At 39.9% G+C, this 21620-nt stretch carries 18 protein-coding genes and 2 pseudogenes; 17 read left to right on the forward strand and 3 right to left on the reverse strand.

Translation table 11 applies throughout. The features are described from left to right. The first annotated feature begins 74 nt into the window (after positions 1–74). A complete protein-coding gene (locus EDM52_RS22500) occupies positions 75–923 on the forward strand; it encodes a F510_1955 family glycosylhydrolase (protein ID WP_338068339.1) in 849 nt (282 codons plus the stop codon). Positions 924–1078: 155 nt separating this feature from the next. On the opposite strand, the gene EDM52_RS22505 is transcribed toward EDM52_RS22500, so the two are convergent. Continuing rightward, entirely contained in the window at positions 1079–1417 is a 339-nt protein-coding gene (locus EDM52_RS22505) for a four-helix bundle copper-binding protein (RefSeq protein ID WP_122911153.1), read from the reverse strand. Positions 1418–1640: 223 nt separating this feature from the next. On the opposite strand from EDM52_RS22505, the gene EDM52_RS22510 reads away from it, so the two are divergent. The 12 genes from EDM52_RS22510 (at position 1641) to EDM52_RS22565 (ending at position 15476) form a co-directional block, all read left to right on the forward strand. After that, positions 1641–2018 carry an urease accessory protein UreH domain-containing protein gene (locus tag EDM52_RS22510; protein ID WP_245997311.1) on the forward strand — a complete coding sequence of 126 codons (378 nt, stop codon included), beginning with the start codon at positions 1641–1643 and terminating at the stop codon, positions 2016–2018. A gap of 408 nt (positions 2019–2426) precedes the next feature. Continuing rightward, on the forward strand, positions 2427–2804 hold the full coding sequence (locus EDM52_RS22515) for an urease accessory protein UreH domain-containing protein (protein WP_122911155.1): 378 nt from the start codon (positions 2427–2429) through the stop codon (positions 2802–2804). 105 nt (positions 2805–2909) lie between these two features. Further along, positions 2910–3230, forward strand: coding sequence for a metal-sensitive transcriptional regulator (locus tag EDM52_RS22520; protein ID WP_276330142.1), 321 nt, complete (start codon positions 2910–2912; stop codon positions 3228–3230). A gap of 257 nt (positions 3231–3487) precedes the next feature. Continuing rightward, positions 3488–3688 carry a copper ion binding protein gene (locus EDM52_RS22525; protein ID WP_122911173.1) on the forward strand — a complete coding sequence of 67 codons (201 nt, stop codon included), beginning with the start codon at positions 3488–3490 and terminating at the stop codon, positions 3686–3688. A 32-nt stretch (positions 3689–3720) separates the two neighbouring features. Continuing rightward, on the forward strand, positions 3721–6153 hold the full coding sequence (locus tag EDM52_RS22530) for a heavy metal translocating P-type ATPase (protein ID WP_122911156.1): 2433 nt from the start codon (positions 3721–3723) through the stop codon (positions 6151–6153). A gap of 60 nt (positions 6154–6213) precedes the next feature. Continuing rightward, on the forward strand, positions 6214–6837 hold the full coding sequence (locus EDM52_RS22535) for an NAD(P)/FAD-dependent oxidoreductase (protein ID WP_122911157.1): 624 nt from the start codon (positions 6214–6216) through the stop codon (positions 6835–6837). Positions 6838–6973: 136 nt separating this feature from the next. Continuing rightward, positions 6974–7561, forward strand: a complete 588-nt coding sequence (locus EDM52_RS22540) for a YdhK family protein (RefSeq protein WP_122911158.1) — start codon at positions 6974–6976, stop codon at positions 7559–7561. A 398-nt stretch (positions 7562–7959) separates the two neighbouring features. Next, the gene (locus EDM52_RS22545) at positions 7960–9204 is read left to right on the forward strand and encodes a helix-turn-helix domain-containing protein (RefSeq protein WP_122911159.1); all 1245 of its coding nucleotides are present in this window, start codon (positions 7960–7962) and stop codon (positions 9202–9204) included. Positions 9205–9221: 17 nt separating this feature from the next. Continuing rightward, positions 9222–11948 (forward strand): TnsA endonuclease N-terminal domain-containing protein, encoded by a 2727-nt coding sequence (locus EDM52_RS22550; protein WP_122911160.1) that lies wholly within the window; start codon positions 9222–9224, stop codon positions 11946–11948. 1 nt (position 11949) lies between these two features. Further along, positions 11950–13170: an AAA family ATPase gene (locus EDM52_RS22555; protein WP_183185297.1), complete on the forward strand. Its 1221-nt coding sequence runs from the start codon at positions 11950–11952 to the stop codon at positions 13168–13170. A 38-nt stretch (positions 13171–13208) separates the two neighbouring features. Next, positions 13209–14624, forward strand: a complete 1416-nt coding sequence (locus EDM52_RS22560; RefSeq protein ID WP_122911162.1) for a TniQ family protein — start codon at positions 13209–13211, stop codon at positions 14622–14624. A gap of 210 nt (positions 14625–14834) precedes the next feature. Further along, a complete protein-coding gene (locus EDM52_RS22565; protein WP_122911163.1) occupies positions 14835–15476 on the forward strand; it encodes a hypothetical protein in 642 nt (213 codons plus the stop codon). A 263-nt stretch (positions 15477–15739) separates the two neighbouring features. Here EDM52_RS22565 and EDM52_RS25320 read toward each other — a convergent pair. Both EDM52_RS25320 and EDM52_RS25325 read right to left on the reverse strand, forming a co-directional pair. Then, positions 15740–15829, reverse strand: a pseudogene (locus EDM52_RS25320) (aldo/keto reductase); the annotation flags it as partial. A 1277-nt stretch (positions 15830–17106) separates the two neighbouring features. Continuing rightward, on the reverse strand, positions 17107–17268 hold the full coding sequence (locus tag EDM52_RS25325) for an SOS response-associated peptidase family protein (RefSeq protein WP_245997312.1): 162 nt from the start codon (positions 17266–17268) through the stop codon (positions 17107–17109). Between the two features lie 230 nt (positions 17269–17498). Here EDM52_RS25325 and EDM52_RS22580 point away from each other — a divergent pair, with 230 nt between their 5' ends. The 4 genes and pseudogenes from EDM52_RS22580 to EDM52_RS25000 all read left to right on the forward strand — a co-directional run. Continuing rightward, positions 17499–18767, forward strand: coding sequence for an ABC-three component system protein (locus tag EDM52_RS22580; RefSeq protein ID WP_122911164.1), 1269 nt, complete (start codon positions 17499–17501; stop codon positions 18765–18767). Next, complete coding sequence (locus tag EDM52_RS22585) at positions 18764–19255, forward strand: three component ABC system middle component (protein ID WP_122911165.1); 492 nt, start codon at positions 18764–18766, stop codon at positions 19253–19255. The genes EDM52_RS22580 and EDM52_RS22585 overlap by 4 nt, the downstream gene beginning before the upstream one ends. A 1-nt stretch (position 19256) precedes the next feature. Then, complete coding sequence (locus tag EDM52_RS22590) at positions 19257–21188, forward strand: DUF3732 domain-containing protein (protein WP_122911166.1); 1932 nt, start codon at positions 19257–19259, stop codon at positions 21186–21188. Between the two features lie 220 nt (positions 21189–21408). Beyond that, positions 21409–21620, forward strand: a pseudogene (locus tag EDM52_RS25000) (IS5/IS1182 family transposase); the annotation flags it as partial.

Consider the following 21620-nt stretch of genomic DNA (forward strand, 5'->3'; position numbering starts at 1 on the left):
TTACCGCCAAGTATTTGAAATGGAGTGTAGCCACTTCCATCTTGCTAGTGTCTATAATCGGGGTAATCACCTTGATGAGTGGCGATAGCGAAGAGTCCATGGATCTGATGCATGCGCATGGACTGGGTTATTCTCCAGATGGCAAAGAAATGATCATACCAGCCCATGATGGTCTACGAATCTATGAAGATGGAAGTTGGATGGCGGCAGAAGGGCCAAAGCATGACTATATGGGCTTTGCCCCATCAAGTGATGGATTCTACAGCAGTGGACATCCGGCACCAGGTTCTGCCTTAAAAAATCCACTTGGGATTGTGAAAAGTACAGATGGAGGAAAAACCATACAAACACTCGTCCTGGACGGACAAACCGACTTTCATCTCTTGGCAGTTGGATACTCATCCCACGTGATATATGCAATGAATCCTCAAGCCAATTCGATAATGGACGAGCCTGGACTTTATTTTTCGACAGATGACGCAAAGACATGGACGAAAAGTCAAAGTAACGGCATTCGGGAAGAACCAATCTCTTTGGCTGTTCATCCATCGAAAGACGCTATTGTAGCTCTTGGAACACCTACCGGAGTGTATCTTTCCAAGGATAATGGCAACCATTTTGAGAAAGTGGTTACAAATGGACAAGCTACGGCACTGCTCTTTAATGAGGAAGGCGATTTGTTCATGGGAGGGTACCAAAACAACGCCAATTTACAAAAGATGAACGTGGAAAATAGGAAGGCTGAAAAACTCCCCATTCCTACACTAACAGAAGACGCCATTGCTTATATTGCGCAAAACCCCTCAAACAAGAATGAACTGTCATTTGTGACTTTTAAGAAAGACGTCTATATATCCGATAACCAAGGCTTGGACTGGAAAAGGATTGCTGAGCAAGGAAAGGTAATAACAGATGGTGAGTGACGTTAGCCATAAATAGATACAGTCATAGAAATAACACACAAATGAATATCATGTATCTAGTTTGTTGTGGGGTAAAGAAGGGGAAACCATCATTCTTCATCGATGAATGAGACCGTAGAATGAAAAAGGGAAAGGCAACCGCCTTTCCCTTTTGATTAAGACGCCATATTGTGGCAGTGCTCAGCACACTCACGGCATACTTTTGCACATTCTTGGCAATGCGGATCTTTGTACATAGCACAATGAGTTGCGCATGCATCGCAGATCGTTGCACAGATTCCACACAATTGTTTCGCGTAGTGGCTATTACGTGCCATGAACTGAGTAGACAGGGCACAAATATCAATACAATCCCGTAGATGTTGGATACACTTCGTCCGATTCTGTACATCCGGTTCCTGGAGGCAAGCTGTCAGGCATTGTTCGCAGGATTGCAGACATTTCATACAGGCATCAATGCATTGTTGGTACATGTTCGAAACTGCAACAGGCATGTTTAAAATCCTCCCTCATCGTTATTCAGTAGTAGTATGATAACCGAGCAAAGAATTATTCTTCTTATATTTCCATTAGCAAGCCTGCGTTTGATTTTCTCACGTAAGTGTTAGGCAGTATATTATCTATTCGGGGGGAGAAGAGGCACAAATGGAATGGTTTTCGTACTTATCCCACTTAGGATCATGGTTATCTTCACCATTTTCTAATTTGTACTATAGTATGGGTGAACAAGCTCCGATTATTGGCGCGCTCCTGCTTGGCGTGATTGGTGCTTTTGCTCCCTGTCAGCTCTCCGCTAATGTTGCTGCCTTCACCGTATTTGGACGAAAAACTCTTGGAAAAGGAACTTTTGGGATCAGCCTATTCATGTTTATTTTAGGAAAAGTGGTTGTCTATTCCGCTTTTGGCGGGATCGTCTTCCTGTTTGGGAAAGAGCTATCTTCAGACGCCATTCCACTCTTTCAATGGGCAAGAAAATTATTGGCACCTTTGTTTATTCTAATCGGATTGTATATGATCGGATGGGTCCGGTTACCTTCCTGTTTCTGCTACTTCATAATGTCTCAAAGTTGGTGGTTTCAAGTGTCCAAAATTTGATGTTATGACCGACCATTTCAAGTAAACCAGTCAAGGCCGCGAAGCGTTTATTTAGCCTTGACTGGTGAATCCATCCTCCCACGCTTGATTGCTGCCAGCAAACCGTTGCTGGCCCGCCACGCGGCGAGCGATGGGGTGCAGGGGACGGAGTTCCCTGCGTTTCCCCTTTAGGGGACGGAAGGGGAAGTAGATCGGCTTCTGCCTTGCGGCAAGTCGGCCGTCAATGTCCTATTCAATGTGCGAAATGGCCAATTTAGCTCAGCAGCCCCTTTGTAAGCGGTTAAAGACGAATTTTCGGACAAAATCAGTCATCAATTGTTTGATCGGTTGGGCACTCAATATAGGCATCGGACACATTTACTGTCTAATTTCGGACAACATGCTCCGTCTTACATTGGACATTATGTATTGGTATTAACACCTTCCATACAAGCGCCCCTTTCATTGACAAAGAAAATGAACCAGTTTGCAGGACGTTTCGATGGAGGAACGCAATCTTTTTTAATGGGTTTTACATTCTCATTAGGTTTTTGTCCTACCATGTTCTGGGTCTTCTTTGGACTTGCGGTGCCATTAATGCTCTCAAGCTCGATCGGAATATTCGTTCCCATTATTTTTGCAATAGGTACGGCAATACCGTTATTTGTGGTTTTGTTGATTCTTTCATTTGTCGGTGACCGGGCAAGGATGATGAACAAGACGAAACGAATCGGAACCGGTATTCAAAAGTTGGCTGGAACCATCATTATTTTCCTTGGAATTTCGGATTTCTTGATTTTTTGGTAAAGGGACCGACATTCATCACTGGAAATAGGGTACATAGGTATTGTATAATGAACGAAAAGGAGTTGATACTTTTTGAATACGGAAATCGTACAACTTGATAAAAATATAAGTGACGTAGAGCATACATGTTGTTCCCATGGAGAAACAGAGCGTAAAAGTCATCATTCCGATCAAGTCAAAAACAATATGATTCTTCGCTTGAATCGAATTGAAGGTCAAGTTCGAGGCATTAAGGGTATGATTGAAAAGGATACGTACTGTGATGATGTGCTGAATCAGATTGCATCAGTTCAATCCGCCCTTAACGGTGTGGGAAAACTGCTACTGGAACATCACATGAAAAGCTGTGTGATGGAACGAATCCAGGAAGGCGACACGGAAGTGTTAAAAGAACTTATGACAAGTATCACGAAACTGATGAAATAGCAGCTGCATGCTGCTTCCTTTTAAACCTTTAATATAGGGTACAGGGGTATAGTAAAAAGTTGTTGACAGCGCATACACAGGGGGGGTATATTGAAGTTGTAAATCATACTGGAAATGCACCCCAATCTAACAAACGCCTACCTGAGAAACATTTTGGGGGATTATATGGGGAGGACAAATTCGACTTAAAAAGACCATGACAGAGTATGAAATCTTTTATAGGTACCATCATTAAAAAACCTAAAGGAGCGATTGGTATGAAAAAGGTTACTTTACATGTTGAAGGAATGAGCTGTCAGCATTGTGTAAATTCCATTGAAGGTGCTCTAAAACTGATCGGAGTTGAAGGAAAAGTAGATCTTACTACCAACACCGTAGAAGTGTCATTTGATGAAGAAAAAATCAAGATGGATGCAATCAAAGAAGCCATTGAGGAGCAAGGTTACGAGGTTGTGTAACGGCTTACGATAAAAAAGGAGGAATACTTGGTATGGAAGCTGCTACGTCCCAAGGGAATAAACAAGTTAACTTGCCGATCACCGGCATGACTTGTGCTGCATGTGCCATTCGAATCGAAAAAGGTTTGAATAAACTGGAAGGTGTCTCGAATGCGAATGTGAATTTCGCCATGGAAAAAGCAAGTGTTGTGTTTGATCCAGCGAAAGTTGATGTGACACGCCTTGAAGAGAGCATAAAGAAATTAGGGTATGGTACGGTAAAAGAAGTAATCGATTTCCAATTGGAAGGTATGACCTGTGCCGCGTGTGCCAACCGAATTGAAAAAGGATTAAATAAGCTTCCGGGTGTTACGAAGGCAACCGTAAACTTTGCTATGGAGACTGCTCATGTCGAGTACTCTCCTGGCGAAGTATCAGTAACCGATATGCAAAATAAAGTAAATCAACTCGGTTATAAAGCCATCTTGAAGAACGAGAAGGAAGCGACCCAAGATCACCGTGGTAAAGAAATCCAGAATCAAAAACGCAAATTGCTCTTGTCAGCTATCCTCTCTTTGCCACTATTATGGAGCATGGTAGGTCACTTTTCCTTCACTTCCTGGATCTATTCGCCAGAAATTTTTATGAACCCATGGTTTCAGCTTATTCTGGCTACACCGGTCCAATTCTACGTTGGTAGACAGTTCTATGTGGGTGCTTACAAAGCCTTACGCAATGGTAGTGCAAATATGGACGTATTGATTGCATTGGGTACGTCTGCAGCCTATTTTTACAGCGTATATCAGACGATAGCTTGGTCTGTAGGCAATGGAGAATCACACCACGCGCCAGCTCTTTATTTCGAAACAAGTGCTGTCCTAATCACCCTTGTAATTATGGGTAAACTGTTCGAGGCTCTTGCCAAAGGAAGATCATCAGAAGCCATTAAATCCTTAATGGGATTGCGAGCAAAGACCGCAATCGTCGTACGTGAAGGTCAAGAGATCTCTATTCCAGTGGATGAAGTAATCGTTGGCGATCTTGTCCTTGTTCGGCCAGGAGATAAAGTACCTGTTGATGGAGAAGTAGTGGAAGGAATATCGACTGTAGACGAATCCATGCTTACAGGTGAGAGCATTCCCGTAGAGAAGAAGCCCGGTGATGCCGTGATTGGTGCCACCGTTAACAAAAATGGAGTACTTCGAGTCAAAGCAACAAAAGTGGGTAAGGAAACGGCTCTTGCCCAGATTATCAAAGTTGTAGAAGAAGCTCAGGGATCCAAAGCACCAATACAAAGAATCGCTGACGTCATCTCGGGGATTTTTGTTCCAATCGTTGTCGGTATCGCCATCGTAGCTTTTCTTGTTTGGTACTTCTACGTAACCCCTGGCAATTTTGCCGGAGCTCTGGAAATCGCGATCGCGATTTTGGTGATCGCCTGCCCATGCGCTCTTGGCTTGGCAACTCCTACTTCCATTATGGCTGGATCTGGACGTTCTGCCGAATTAGGAATCCTATTTAAGGGCGGAGAACATTTAGAACAAACACATAAAATTGATACAATCATTCTCGATAAGACAGGGACTGTCACAAAAGGAAAGCCGGAACTAACGGATGTCATCACAGACGGAGATGAGACGGAATTCCTGAGGGTTGTGGGAGCAGCCGAGAAAAATTCGGAACATCCTCTGGCAGAAGCTATTGTAATCGGAATTCAAGAAAAAGCCATCTCATTGCCGCAAACAGAATCATTTGAGGCAATCCCAGGCTATGGCATTCAAGCTATGGTGGAAGGCAAAGAAGTACTGATCGGAACAAGACGCTTAATGGAGAAATTCGGGGTGGATGCCAAGGCAGCCTATGAGTCCATGTCACGTCTTGAAGAATCAGGAAAAACGGCTATGCTGGTCGCGATCAACAATCAGTACTCCGGTATCGTTGCTGTTGCAGATACGATCAAAGAATCGTCAAAGGATGCCGTTAAACGTCTGAAGGAAATGGGTATCCAGGTAATCATGATTACAGGGGACAATCAACGTACTGCAAAGGCTATTGCAGAACAAGTTGGCATTGATCATGTCCTTGCAGAAGTTTTGCCGGAAGGAAAAGCACAGGAAGTAAAAACATTGCAAGCGCAAGGCAAAAAAGTAGCTATGGTTGGGGACGGCATCAATGATGCTCCTGCCCTTGCAACAGCTGACATTGGTATGGCGATTGGGACAGGAACAGACATTGCGATGGAAGCAGCAGATGTCACACTCATGCGCGGAGAGTTGTCCAGCATCCCTGATGCGATCTATATGAGCCGAAAAACCATGCGTAATATTAAGCAGAATCTATTTTGGGCACTTGCCTATAACTCGCTCGGAATTCCTATCGCTGCAATTGGTTTACTCGCGCCTTGGGTGGCCGGGGCAGCAATGGCATTAAGTTCGGTATCTGTTGTGCTTAATGCTCTTCGATTACAGCGTGTAAAAATACGGTGATCTGTAGAAAAATGAATCACGAAAAATGGCCATGAAAATGAGGAGAGGAGAAATCGAGTTATGGGTGAGAAAGCGAAAATTGCCGTTACCCCTGCCATACAAGTAGGAGGAAGTCTTTTTACACCGGAGCAACTTGCTACAATGGCAAAGATAGTTGGAGAAGATGCCGTAATTGAGATGACGCCCTTTAAGCAACTCTATCTAGAAATTCCACTTGAACGACGTGAAGTTATTGTGGAAGAACTGCAGCGTTCTGGTCTAGAGGTGTACCCTGCGGGCTTCGTCACAAAGAGTTTGATTGTTTGCAACTTTTGTAAAGGTGCCGAAGAAGCCGGTCTTGAGACCGCTAAAGGAATAAATAAGGCGATTGCTGGCATTGAAACACCCACACCAGTCAAAGTAGGGTATGCAGGCTGTGCACTTGGCACTAGTGAACCATTGTTAAAGGACATTGGCGTTGTTAAAATGCGCGATTCGTTTGACATCTATGTTGGAGGAGAAGCCAAGGGTCTCAAAGCCAGTCTTGCGAAACTTCTTGTATCTGGGTTATCTGAAGCACAATTAGTTCCTGTCATTACAAATGTCATTGACTTCTATAAGAGAAATGCGAAAGGGAAAGAAGTATTCAGCAAGTTCATTGAGCGAATTACCTTAGACCAATTAAAAAAGATTGCTCTGGGGTAGAGATTGTCTCCAAGCATAACAGCAAACCGTTTTTGAAGTACAGGAATGACAGTTTTAGATGGTTAAAGCATTCTGGATAAAATACTCCAGTTAGGTATCATAATAAAACCAACAACAACGGAAATGGAGGAATGTTATGTGTGTTAGAAAACTGTTCATGATATTGAGTGTAGTTTCCATTATCACATTAACTGCATGTGGAAATAATGCGAAACAAGGCAACCAACCTAGCCAAAATCAAGAAAATGCCAATCCGGGTACAGATCATGCAGGAATGAATCATGGGGATATGAATCATTCTGGTTCAGCTGAAGTCCCAGAAGGACTCAAAGCTGCAACCAATCCGACTTATAAAGTTGGCAGCCAAGCAATCATCAAAGATGCCCATATGGAAGGGATGAAAGGGGCTACTGCTACCATCGTTGGGGCATATGACACAACAGTCTACACCATTTCCTATACACCCACAACAGGTGGACCAAGAGTCACCAACCATAAATGGATTATCCATGAAGAAATTGCGGATCATGGAACAGAACCGCTTAAACCGGGAACTGAAGTGACCGTAGAAGCAGATCACATGAAAGGGATGAAAGGCGCTACTGCTACCATCGATACTGCCGAACAAACAACAGTTTATATGGTTGATTTCGTCCCGACCACTGGCGGAGAAGAGGTAAAAAATCATAAATGGGTCACAGAAAGTGAACTTTCTCCAAAATAACATTCGTATCAATCACATGTTTAACCAGTCTAATATTGACTGGTTTCTTTTTTTGATCAAGAGAAATAGTATGGGCATTTCATTCATTGATCCAAGGTTTTAGCCGCCCAGATGGTTGTTAAATCAGTAAGAACATCCATCGCTTCTTTCAAGAAACGCGCTTCACTTCAGGAGATTGAATAGTAAAATTACTTTTCAATCTGAACAACTCCTTTGGAAACAATATCGAGTCCAGCTCAAAACCGATGATGAGTTGAAGTGGTGGGTTTATGAGTTGGCTATGAAACATCACCCAGATTATCACAAATGAAATATTTAATATTTAAAATTCAATATAACTTGGTGCCAATCTGGGAAGAATGCTTAACAACTAGGGATACAGGAAGGGGAAATTAACCATGACAATAGACAAATCAGCAATGGAGACATATCATAATTTTGAAATTTGGAATGATTTAGTGTGCAGTAAAAATGATATATCTCAGCTTTTCTCATTGAAGCCAATTGGTATCGGATCTCCAATGGTTGAAAGCCTCTCGGGGTATATTTCAAGGTTAGCGGTGGAACATCGAATCACAACAGGAAAATTATTTACGGAAGTAATGGTACCGTATTTAGATAAACACTATTTAAATGAGATATCCAAAAGAGGTGGAAACGGTTTTTTTGACACCGCTCATATGATGAATGGGACCTCGAAGGCGGCAGTTGAGTTTTCTAATATGCTAAATGAATTAACGGGTAACTCTCACCTCCATAATCTGACCTTTCATAGGTTTGCAAATACTATCTCGCAACGCGGGTTGTTGAAAACAAAGAAGTCTTGGTGCCCAGCTTGTTATAAAGAAATGTTCTTGTCAAATTCGATCGTTTATGAGCCCTTACTTTGGCTTATTCAATCAGTTACCATTTGCAGAACTCATCGATTAAAGCTACGAAGCGTTTGCACAAATTGTTTTAAAACAGCTTTAATTTTGGAACGCCGAAGTCGTCCCGGATTTTGCTGCCACTGCAGTATCAGGTTAGGCGATGAAAAAATAACTGCTGTTGATACTATTGATTTTGAGAGTGATATGAAAGCAACAATGATTGAAGAATTGCTTTGCAGTGAAGGAATGTTTCTGCGAAGTGGAGTCATTACCGCGCTGAAAAGTATCGTTTCTCGGGAAAAATCTACTCCAACACAAATAGCGCGTAAGCTTAATGTACCTAAAACAACTTTTTGGGGATGGATAACAGGTAAAAATCTACCTTCAGTTACTGAGGTAATTGGGATTTGTAACAAATTTGGAATTAACATTGTTAATTTTTATAAAGGCAGTAATAACGAGGGTCACGCTCCAGTCATATTTTCTAGAAGGATAAAGAAACAGAATAAAGATATAACTACACTACCGTTATTCGAAATCAGCGTATTAACTAGAAAAATTGTAAAGGATGCTAAAACAGAAAGTATGCATGTCCAAGCTTTGGCCAATGCTGTAAGTTGCAACAAGAAGACACTCTATAAATACCTTCCAACACTGTGCAAAATGCAAGCAGTGAAATGGAAGAAATACTTACAGAAACAAAAATGTATTCGTGTTAGGAGCATTAAGAGGGAAGTTACACGGATAGAGTTCGACTATTCGGATAATTATTGATTGGTAGGTGAATTACAATGCTTCCAGCTAATCTGGTCAACTTGTTTGTAAGAAAGGGTTTAGATACCAGAACAAGGCAACTGATAGATAGGATTCGTAGCTCAGAACCATCACGCAGGGTGGGCAGTGGTCGTGGTAATACCCCTGGGATTTATCCAAGTAAAAAGATGGGGGTTACTATTCAATTTGAAAGCCACACAGTTGAACTTGCGGCAATATATGAGAAAGAGCATGATGAAAGCGTCTATGAATATTATGATCAGCCCCCAGCGTTCTCGATCCGGTATCAAGATCAAGGGAAAAATCATGGACGCACGTATACTCCAGATTTTTTTGTGATCAGTGAAGATTTTATTGGATGGGAGGAATGGAAAAAGGAGGAAGATCTAATCAAACTTAGTGTTGAAAAGCCGTATCTTTATAGGAGATCGGAAGATGGTACATGGTATATGCCACCAGCAGAAGCGTATGCAGAACAGTACGGATTATCATTCCGTGTTCGATCATCTAAAGACATTAACTGGGTTTATTTAAGTAACATTCGATTCTTAGAGGATTATTTACTCTCCGATTCGTTCGATATAGAAGAAAGTGCAAAACAGATCCTGCTTAGAACGGTTATGGAACAACCCGGAATATGTATTAAGGACTTGCTGGATGATCAAGATGGCTATAGCTCTGATGATATTTATAAGATGATTGTAAGTAATGCATTTTATGTTGACTTATACAAGAATCGGATCACACATACTGACAGAGCTAAAATTTTCCCTAATAAGGAAATGGCCCTAGCGTACTCATATTTAGATGTTGATTCAGCTAATCAGTCGATCCAAGTTAGAAATGTAGAACTATACCCGGGGAACACCATTCAATGGGATGGAAGAGCTTTTCTTATACTAAATAATGGAGAGTCAAATATTTCGCTTCTTAGTCAAGACAATCAAAGAGAAGTAGAGCTCCCATACGACAGTTTTCATTATCTAGTACAAAAAGGAAAAATAACCGGGTTAACGATTTCTCATTCACGAAATAAACAAGAAGCAATCTCTATTTTAAGAACCGCTTCAGAAAATGACTTAGCGAAAGCAAATGAAAGATACCATAAGATTAAACCCATACTTGATGGTTATTCAGCCGCTAATATTAACATTCCGGATCGTACTTTGCGTGATTGGGTCAAAAAGTACAAAAATGCAGAACTTCAATATGGTTATGGTTATATTGGTTTGATTAGGAAGGGTATACCAGGAAATTATAAACGCAGATTTACGAAGGAAGTCATAGATCTCATGGAATGGTACATAACAGAATATCTAGAAACGTCTGTGAATAGGAAGGCATATACCGTATGGAAAATATTAATTGCTGATTGCACTGAAAAAGGTTATGAAACCCCAAGCTTTCAAAGCTTTTTAAATTACATAAAAAAACGCTCTGACTATCAACACACCCTTAAAAGGGAAGGGAAAAAAGCGGCGTATCAAAAGGAACCGAGATATTTGGAGCTTCACTTAACAACACCTCGTCATGGAGATTATCCTTTTGAAATATGCCACTTGGACCATACCCAATTAGATATCGAATTAATTTGTTCAAAAACGAGGAAAAACTTAGGAAGGCCGTGGGTTACCTTTTTGGTTGATGCTTTCACTCGTAGAATTCTTGCCGCCTATTTATCATTTGATGAACCGGGATATCGGTCAGTCATGATGGTGTTGAGAGAGTGCGTTCGAAGGCATTCAAGATTACCAAAGAATATTGTGGTTGATGGCGGTAAAGAATTTGGCAGCACATACTTTGAAACACTTCTTGCGTTTTATAAAGTTGGCAAATTACTCCGTGAGGGCAAACCAAAGCATGGTGCCGTGGTTGAACGTCTATTTGGTACCACAAACACCATGTTTGTAGATAATCTAATTGGAAACACTCAGCTGATGAAGAATGTCAGACAAGTTACTGCTGCGGTTAATCCAAAGAAAAACGCCGTCTGGACATTCGGTAAATTTCTTGAAAAGTTAAAAGAGTGGGTCTATGACGTATATGACAACATAGAACATCCGGTACTTGGAAGATCTCCTAAAGAGGAATTTTTAATCGGGATAGCTAACTCAGGCAAACGTGAATCGACGTATATAACTTACGATGAGACGTTTACTATGCTTACACTGCCAACGACTAAAAAGGGCACGGCAAAACTTGATCCAGGCAGAGGTGTAAAAATTAATCATATTTATTATTGGTCCGAAAGCCTGCTTGATCCTGAATTTGAAGGGAAGCAAGTTCCTGTTAGATATGATCCATTTAACATGGGTGTTGCTTATGCTTATATTCGAAACACATGGGTATACATGAATTCTGAGCACTACAGCGTTTTAGTCGACCGAACAGAGCGTGAGATTCAACAAGCAATGGAGGAGTTAAGACGCAGAATGCGCCTTCGTGGACAGGAAGTAAAGGTTACTGCAGCAAAACTAGCGAACTTTCTAAAATCAGCTGAAGCTGAAGAAATTCTTCTGATTCAACGCTTGCGGGACAGTGAGATAAAAGCTACATTTACAGTTCTTGATGGGGGAAAGGCCGACGGGCATAATAGTCTAAATGAGAAAAAAGAAGTTTCAAATTCAAGTACTTTTGCTGTTTATTTGAATGAAGATGTTAAGTTCAGGCGAAACAAGATGGATCAAAAATCAAATGTTTCGCAAAAGCAAGAGCCTAAGTATAAAAATTTCGGGGAGTTTTAATATGAGACCAAAAGTGAATAAGGATGCAGAAGGAAGCGATCAAATACCATTGTTCCCAGAAGGATTGCTTACAGAGCCAATTGAAGCACGAGTGAATTACTTCAAAAGCTACACAATAGCACATCCTTTGTTAATGGATGCGTTCAGTGAATTAATTGATAACGTATTTAATCCCTCTAATCGGACGATTCAATTTTTGTATGGTCCGAGTGGAGTGGGGAAAACAACAATATTTAAAAAAGTAAAGCAGGTGATCATTGAGCGATCGCTCCCTTCGCTGGAAGCTGATAAAGGCATAATACCTTATGCAGCTTTGGAGGCAGTAGCACCGGACAATGGCAGTTTTGATTGGAAGGACTTTTATATTCGATTGCTGGAGGAGTTAAGAGATGTAGCCATTAATCATAAAGTAGATTTTGATGCAATTCTTAATCAAAATGGCTTTTCAAATCTGAGAGCTCAGGATCCAAACCGAACCTTAAGAAAAGCAGTTGAGTCAACACTGAGACATCGGCGACCAATTGTATTAATGATCGATGAGGCTCAACACATGATGAAGATGACTAGTGGGAAAAGATTGAGGAATCAAATGGATTCGATTAAATCGCTTGCATCACAATCCAATACGCCCATTGTTTTGATAGGTACGTATGAGCTGCTTCAATTCACGAATTTGAGTGGACAACTTGCACGACGGAGCGACGATGTTCATTTCCAAAGATACCGAATGGAAAATAGCCAGCATATGGAGTGGTTTGAGAGTGCTCTTTATATGTTTCAAAAAAACATGCCGTTAGAAGTTGAACCCGACCTTATTGGCCATACAGATTTTTTTTATGAACGATGCATTGGCTGTATAGGGACACTTAAAGATTGGTTAGCTAAGACATTGGAAATGAAGCTGCTAAAAGGAGAAAAGTCGTTAACAATCGATGATTTTAAAGAGTATGCACTTTCTATTGATCAGTGCATAAAAATGATTCGTGAAGCTCGTGAAGGGGAAATGAAACTTGAAGAAAACGATGAGAAAAAGAGGACACTTTACAATTTATTAATGGCAAATGTTATGCCTAATCAGAATTGCGATGAAAACGATGAACAAACATATGACCATAAACCACAGAGTAAAGGACACTCAAAAAAGGGAAAGCCAGGGAAGAGAAATCCAAAAAGAGATTCAACAGAAGGAAGTGTAAAGGAAGGCGAACAGGATGCGGTGTGATCCGTTCTCCTTCCTTCTGGTATTGATGAGGAGGGAGAATGTTGTTCAAGGAGGATTTTGATATTTGGCGACTACCAGAGGTTATATTGCCAGAGAGGAGTCGTTTACACAGTCTGCCACCAATGAATTTAGGCACAGAGGATGTTGAAAGTTTATCCAGTTATCTGATGCGATTATCGGAAAGTCACAGTGTAAATATAAATGCACTAGTTGAACATGCAATAATTCCGATAGTTAATTCAAGGTACAAAACAAAGTTTAAACAAGCGTATAGTTTCTTTGGTTCCCAGCGAAACACGCACGCTAAAATCAATAGTAAATCTGTTAGTTCTGAAAGATTAATTGAGATACTGCGTGAATTAACAAGGCAAGATAGTTTACATTCATTAGTTTTCTCTTTGTATGATGGGGTAACAAGAGGTACAAGAGCTTGGTGTCCACAATGTATAAATGAATGGATCAGGACAAATAAGACAATCTATGAACCTCTTTTATGGTATTTCTCTTTAGTTAAAATATGTCCAATACATAAAGTACCACTACAGCAAAGTTGTCCCTCCTGCAATAAACAATTAAAAACATTACATTCGATGGCAAGAATAAATTACTGTTATCATTGCAAAAGCATGCTTAATATGAATGTGGCTGAGAACAGCTTGCTTAGCAGTGAAGAATTAAAGGTTCAAAGGTGGATATGTAGAAATCTTCGCACTTTGATAAAATATATAAATGATCCAAGAGAAAACGTGGAAAATTGGACGCGGAGAAATTTATTAACGGTATGGAAAGATGTAAATAAAAGCAGTTTGAAAGACACAGGGAAAATGTTCCTAATGAGAGAAACCGAGTTCCTTCGTTATTGTAATGGTGATCGTAATATCCCATTCCACAAGTTAGTATGGATATGCTACGTGTTACGAGTCTCCCTAAAGGATTTTATGTATAAACCATTCGAGCCAGCGAATTATATAAGGACGATCGACTTAACTAAGAAGAAAATGTTTGGGATTGTAGGCACTTCAACAAAAACTACTTATTGTCAGGTGCAAATGAAATTAATACATGAAGAAAAATGTAAGAGTATTTTGTATCGGGTGAGGTGGCCAAATGGTATTCAATGCGCTAAATGTGGTTACAGAAAGCACTATACACTAAGGCCGAGAAACGCTGTAGTATTCTATGCGTGTGGTAATTGTAAGAATAGTATGTCTCTCACAACTGGGACTTTTATGAAATCGACTGGAACTCCAATAAACGTATGGTTCTTAGGTATTATGCTCGTCTGCAGTAATGAACAAACACCTCATAAAAAATTAACCGAAGCGGGTAATATTCATCCAGGTACAGCTACTAACATTCTAAAAAAAATTAGAGCTGCGGTCATTGACAATGATCCTTTGGTAGAGAAAATAAATGAAGAGGTAAAGATTCTATATAATAATACGACCAAATAGTGCAACTATGCCTCTAGATTATGTTCACTGAAAATAATGTATTAGACTGCGAAAATAAAGTTGTAGACTATGGAAATCATGATTTAGACTAACTTGAGTAATTACGCTACGGGCAGGATAGTTGAATCACTTCACGAATAATTTAAATCATGGAGAACTTACGAAGTTCGCAAAAAAAGTCGTTAGGCGAAATTAAATTTGGAGGATACAATGCCAAATATCAGTGAAAGAAACCTACTTAACAATATAATTAATGAAATTCTGTTACCTAAAGGTTTCTCACATTCAGCGATTCTTCAAGATGTATCTATCTCTATGGAATCTGCAAAGAGAATGTATGTTGATTTAATTTTAATAAATGAAAAGACCAAGAATTATCTAGCAATAATTGAAGTTAAAAGCCGACTACATAATGAAAACCTACGTTCAGCACAACAACAAGTTCAATTATATCTAAAAGCTTTGAATAATCCGGCTCTGCATGGTTATGTAATGGGGGTTGACCAGAATAGTAATTTCGTCATATATTCATTCAACAATAAGATGAATACATGGGAAGTAATCAGCATAGATAATTTTCCAAACTACTACTCCCTAACTACGGTTGATGAAAAACAACTTGAAATTACTAAAACAAAAAAGAGAAAAAAGAATGTAGACACATTCTTATTGATATGCATAATTGCAGCTATAATAACATGTGCTTTTCTAATACTCTCTCTTTGTAACGTATTAAAACTCGAAGATAGAGAAATGTCCTTACTTCTATTAACAATCGGCTTGGTGATAATACCGTTTGTAGCAAAATTAGAGATATTAGGAATTGTATTTGAGAGAAAAGCAGAAAAGTAATTCAACTTCGCCTAACATCATACACGCATCGGGCACTCGCCCTAGGTTCGCCAGATGGATTTCGGGCTAAGCTAACGGGATCGAGAGCTCAAAGGCAGCCCAACAATTGGGGTGCAGTTCAACAATCGGCTGTCTTTTCTTCGCTAACGGGCAGATTTGCTCAATAAACCCCAGATGTTGCAAACGAAATGGGAGCAGAATCCACGGACCTTACCTTCACGATACAATTCCTCCATAGCGCACCAAGAGCCAAGCACGTCTCAGTAAGGCTGATAAATTAGGTGCAAATCCAAATAATCCCTTTGCAGTGACTTTTCGAATGCCTTCTTTGTCTTCACGTAACCTGTAGCTTGACCAGAATTCGTCGTTCAATTCTCATCAGTAGAGTTCGCAAAGAAGTGCGGAGTGAATCGGGATACAATCGGATGTATGACGAGGGATCGCGATCACGCGACGCGACGGACTACGATCAAGAAGGTGCTGCGGGCTGCGTGAAGGTGGGCGTGAGATACGAGGATTTGTTTCCGTCAATGTAGAGTAGGTAAGAAAGTAGGAATTTATGGTGATACTGAGGAAGTCGAATAAAAGTAACCAAAATTATGTTGTAAAACATTTCTCACTGACACTATAATGGAGTTAGATTCAATATTTAATCAACAAAGTGGCTTATTTACTGGATATTTGACTAGAAAAAAATCCGCAGATGCGCCAACATCCACGGATTTTATACAATTGCGACTGCGAGGAGACTCACGGCGCGCATTTAGCTTTAATCCACCTTAAACGCTTACGAGGGCTATTGGGTGGATTTTTGCATTTTTCTATAGCTCCGGCGAATCCAGCGATACAACTTCATGGCTGCCCAAATTGAGCTTGGCAAACTTATTATCTTTAAGAGCAGCAATAAGGTTGTGGTCATTCAACTTCACCTCCTCTTTGGAGGCTACACCGTTCGGCTCCCTGTCTCAACTGTATATCTCTAGTAAACCTTTTTTCGGCAAAAAACTAAATAGAATCTAACATATATTCTGCGAAATAATTTTCGACAATACTATATGTGGTATCAAATAGACGAATAAAAAAGAAAAACGCCTGAATATAGGATTTTATAGATAACTAACGATCACTCACCAAAAGCTCCCGAAGAGGTGAGTATTTTTTATGGGGGCGGGAGATGTCGTCGAGATTGATATTCGGATACCGCTTGGTGGTGGAAAGGCGGTATGATCCAGGATTCGCGACGGGGATGGTAACCATTTTACTAATCGTATCGGGAGGATCATTGTTTGGGGTCCTCATGGATCAGCAGAAATTGTGAAAGGTGCTTAGAACGTTCAAGAAGTAGATGAAGTGGACCAGTGGAAAATCAATAAATCTTTTTCCTCCTTTACCTTATCAGTAGAGAGGTTAGCTGACAATTAAATTGCTTACTTCCAGTTTTTGCTTGTTGAATTATACAGCTAATACAAGCGTGAAAATCAAAAGCGCTTGGGAATATAGTGTATATTCAAATTAAAAACCCGTCTCCTATTCTAGGGATGGGTCTGCTATTTCTTGTATACATTCAGGCATATTATTTTCAGGACTACAACCACGGTCGACTCGGGATATGCCCTCATCTGGTTTGTGGTCATACGGAACAAGTAGTGACTGCAATAGATCGGAAGCCGAACTTCTCACGATCAAGCCAGATTGCCTCATCATCTTTATTCAATATGACGGGCATGCGGTCGTGTATATCAGCGTCTACATCATTAGGCTTGGTAGTGATGATCGTACAGGAATGTAGCATTTCCCCTTCTGGACTTGTCAAAGTATCGTATAAGCCAGCGAACGCAAATGGTTTCACCTGTTTTCATCATAATCCGCATTCAATTTGATGTTATATCAAATGAATGTGCAAATTATAGCACCTTACTGATCTTTTCTAAAATTTATACTGATTCTTGCTACGAAGTTCCGGTTGATTCTTAAGACCGGGGGTGGTCGACAAAATAGTAGTCCCTTGGTACGGGGAAATGATTGATAAAAAAATATACAAGAATTAAGATAGAGTGGGATAGGGAAAATTTGGTTTATAAGTCAGGGGTGATTAAAATTACTAACTTTTCGGCTAACGCACAAGCTCTAGGATACTTCTACCAAGCCAGATATGCATTATATATGTTATTGAAGTCAAATCCTGATTTACATATTTCTATTGAAAAGCTAGATGATATTGCTTTTGAGAAAGACGGCACTCCTATTGAACTAATCCAAACAAAACATCATATGAATTCTGTTTCTTCTTTAACTAATTCTTGTTCTGATTTATGGAAGACCATACGTGTTTGGAGTACAGCAATTCAAAAAGGTGAAGTCAGTACTGAATCAGTGAAGTTTACTTTGATTACTACAGGAGTAGCTCCTGAAGGGTCAATTGCCAGAAAATTATATCCTTATCAGGAGTATAGGGACATTCACACAGCTCTAACACTTCTTAATGAGGTTGCTGAAAATTCAACAAGCCAGTCGAATAGATTGGCTTATGAGGCTTTTTTGGGATTATCTGAGATACAACGTGAACAACTAATAAGTTGTGTATACGTTTTAGATGCATCTCCTAATATAGTGGATACAAAAGAAGATATTCTAAAAGAACTAAGGTATGCTACAAGGCCGCAATTTAAGGAAGCCATCTTCCAAAGGTTGGAAGGCATTTGGTTTAACAAGGTGATACAACACTTATCATCGGATTCAGTAAACACAATCTCACAAACCGAGATAGTGGATTACATAAATGATCTTCAAGAGCAATTTCATCAAGATAATCTCCCTATCGACTTTTTAGATTACATTGCTCCGGCAGAAGAATCAATTGCCGAGCATCAAAGAGTTTTCATTGAACAATTAAAATTGGTTGCAGTTAGTCAGCCTCGTATTCAAAAGGCAATCAGTGACTACTATAGAGCTTTTGAACAGCGGTCTAGATGGGTAAGGGATGAATTATTGTTTGTGAATGAACTTGAAACGTATGAGACCCGATTGATTGACGAGTGGGAACGACGTTTTGAAGCAATGAAAGAGGACTTTGAGGATGATTCTGAGGCACAAATAAAAAAAGCGGGAAGAGCACTGTTTAATTGGATGGACCAAGAGGCTAACATCCACATTCGTCCGCGTTGCACAGAACCTTATGTAATGCGTGGGAGCTATCATTTACTTTCTAATCAATTAAGAGTAGGTTGGCACTCTGATTTTATCAATAGACTTGAGAGCATAATAGAAAGGACATTGGAGGGAGTGAGATGAAGTCATGGTATGAGCGTCCTCAAGAGATTGCATATCTTTTAAATCCAGCCTTTTGTGGTGAAGTTATTCGTCGAAGTATCACAAAATACTACGAGAATACTGATGTACCATTTCAGTATCCTCTTTTGTATTTAATACTACCAATTTTATTACATAGAGCGACAAGGGATAAATTGCCTTCTTCTAGTCGTAAGCAGATGCATGTCTGGCTACAAGAAAATCAGAGCGTACGTATAGGCTTTGCAAGCAGGGCAAAGGAATTGGTTCCAATTACTAAGGAATCAGTTATCTTTCTAATGCAGTTAGATGCGCTGGCAATTAATAATAATGGAAACGTTCAAGTGCCTAAATATAGAAAAGTGAAATTGGATGGACATACAGATGGTGAGATTGCCGAGATAATGAATAGGGCAGAAATGATAGGTAAATGGTTTTCTCGTGCAGGAACTGTCTCAACCATATACACCATGTGGGGAGTGAAACCTTAAATTGCAGATACTGGAGATTGTTTTATATAGTCACAAGGGACAAAAAAGGGTTGTAAAATTTGAACCTGGGAAAGTCAATATTATTACGGGTAGTTCAGGTACTGGAAAGTCAGCGTTAATTGAGATTGTTGAATACTGCTTGGGGAGAGGAAAGTGCCTTGTTCCCGAGGGGATTATCCGTGATACAGTTTCATGGTATGGAGTAAGATTGAAGTTTGAATCTGATGAAGTATTTATCGGGCGGGCTAATCCTACAAAATCAGCTCTAAGCACAAATGCATCTTATTTGGAAATAGGGAGTCTAGTTCCTAGCCCCGATAACATCCCTGTGGCAAACACAACTAGCGATGCGATTTCGGATTTCTTTACACAAAAGATAGGTATTTCACCAAATATTCACACACCTCCTATTGGGCAAACTAGAGATGCGTTAGAAGCAAATATTAAACATGCTCTTTTTTACTGCTTCCAGCAACAGGATGAAATTGCAAGTAAGAGGTATCTATTCCACAGACAATCTGAAGATTTTATGAAACAAACAATAAAAGATACTTTACCCTACTTTTTAGGAGCCATTCAAGAAGACAGATTAGCATTAGAACAGGAACTGGCTCGTTCTAAACGCGAACTGAAGAAAGCGGAGCAAGTGCTAAAAGAAGCTGAATTGATAAGAGGAGAAGGCGTTAGCAAGGCAGTTAGCCTACTCTCAGAAGCACGTGAAGTTGGTTTAATTGACGCCGCGGCAGATTATCAAGATATCGCCTTGTTTGAACTGGTAAAACTGTTGCAACCTTTAACAGAATGGAAACCAGGAGAAGTGGAGTTTCCTGGAGTTGAAAAATTAACCCAACTCCAAGTGGAACTTCATAGAACTAGAATTGAGTTCAATGAGAAAGCCGAGGCAATCCGGGCTGCGAAAACTTTTGTCAATGAAGCAAATGGATACGCTGTGGAAGTGCAACAACAAGAATTTAGATTGGAGTCAATAAACTTATTTAATACAGGTAGCCATGATCCTAATACTTGTCCACTATGTTCTAGTCAAGTGGAAGAATTAGTACCTCATGCTACTGCAATTAAAAAATCATTGCAACAAGTAAGAAAAAGCCTGGAAACTGCTGTTAAAGAGCGGCCGAGATTGAGGGAATACATTGAGAGTCTAGAGAGCGAGCAAGAAGGAATATTAAAAAGGCTCCAAGAACTGAATCAAGAGATTGACGGCATTTTTCGGGAGCAGACTGCTGCTAGACAGCTACGGGATTTGAATGTTAGACGTGGTAGAGTAGCAGGGCGTATTAGCTTATGGCTAGAGAGCATTAATGTAGACAATGACATAACTAAATATGTGGAGGCTGTAAATCAAGCTAAACAAAAAGTAAGCCTACTGGAAAGTCAATTAGATGAAGAAAACAAACAAGAAAGGTTGCACTCAATTCTAAATCGAATCGGAATACAAATGACAGAATGGTCAAATAATCTGAACTTGGAGCATAGTGGTGATCCTGTAAGGTTTGATTTGACCAATGTCACGGTAGTAATAGATAGAGAAGATAGGCCAATAACCTTAGAAAGAATGGGTAGCGGGCAGAACTGGGTAGCATATCATTTATTGGTGCATTTGGCACTCCATAAGTTTTTTATTCAACATGGAAGACCAGTACCTAGATTTTTGTTTTTGGATCAGCCTACACAAGTCTATTATCCTAGGGATCAAGACAGTGAACTTCTTGGCTCTATAACCCATCTTATTGACGATGATAAGTTGGCAGTTAAAAGAATGTTCGACCTTATATTCAATGTAATTGAGAGCCTTTCACCAAACTTTCAAGTAATAATAACAGATCATGCAGATTTGGCCGATTCTAGATTCCAATCTGCTGTCATGGAACGGTGGAGAGGGGATGCATTAATTCCAGAAGATTGGAGACTTTAGTTGCATAAAATCATTGTTAGTCTAGACAAACAATCATAGTGATTGTACAGTTAGTATTATTTTTCTTAATTTTATTTATTTTTTTCATAGACTTGAATCAATTTCATAAATTAGAGCCCTACGGGCTCAAGGTTTTTTGAGCATAGAAAAAGGAGTACCTCCCCAAATCTCTAATAAGTTAAGTGCAACCAAAACTTATGAGAACTGGAGGTGACTCCCAATGTCCATTATAAGACAAGGAAGCCTGTTTGATATACAAGAATTATTCGATTTAGAACCTCCCAAACGATTTGGAGCGATTTTTTCCACCCTTGACATCGATCCGATTCTTTGTGTTATCTCCAAAAAGTCGATCTATGGAGCTCCTACTGAGTTGAATTATGCTGCTATTCTGTATTCTTTGGTCGCTCGAATCGTAGAACGTATTCCAAC

This window comes from Brevibacillus invocatus, assembly GCF_003710915.1.
Classification (GTDB): Bacteria; Bacillota; Bacilli; order Brevibacillales; family Brevibacillaceae; genus Brevibacillus; species Brevibacillus invocatus.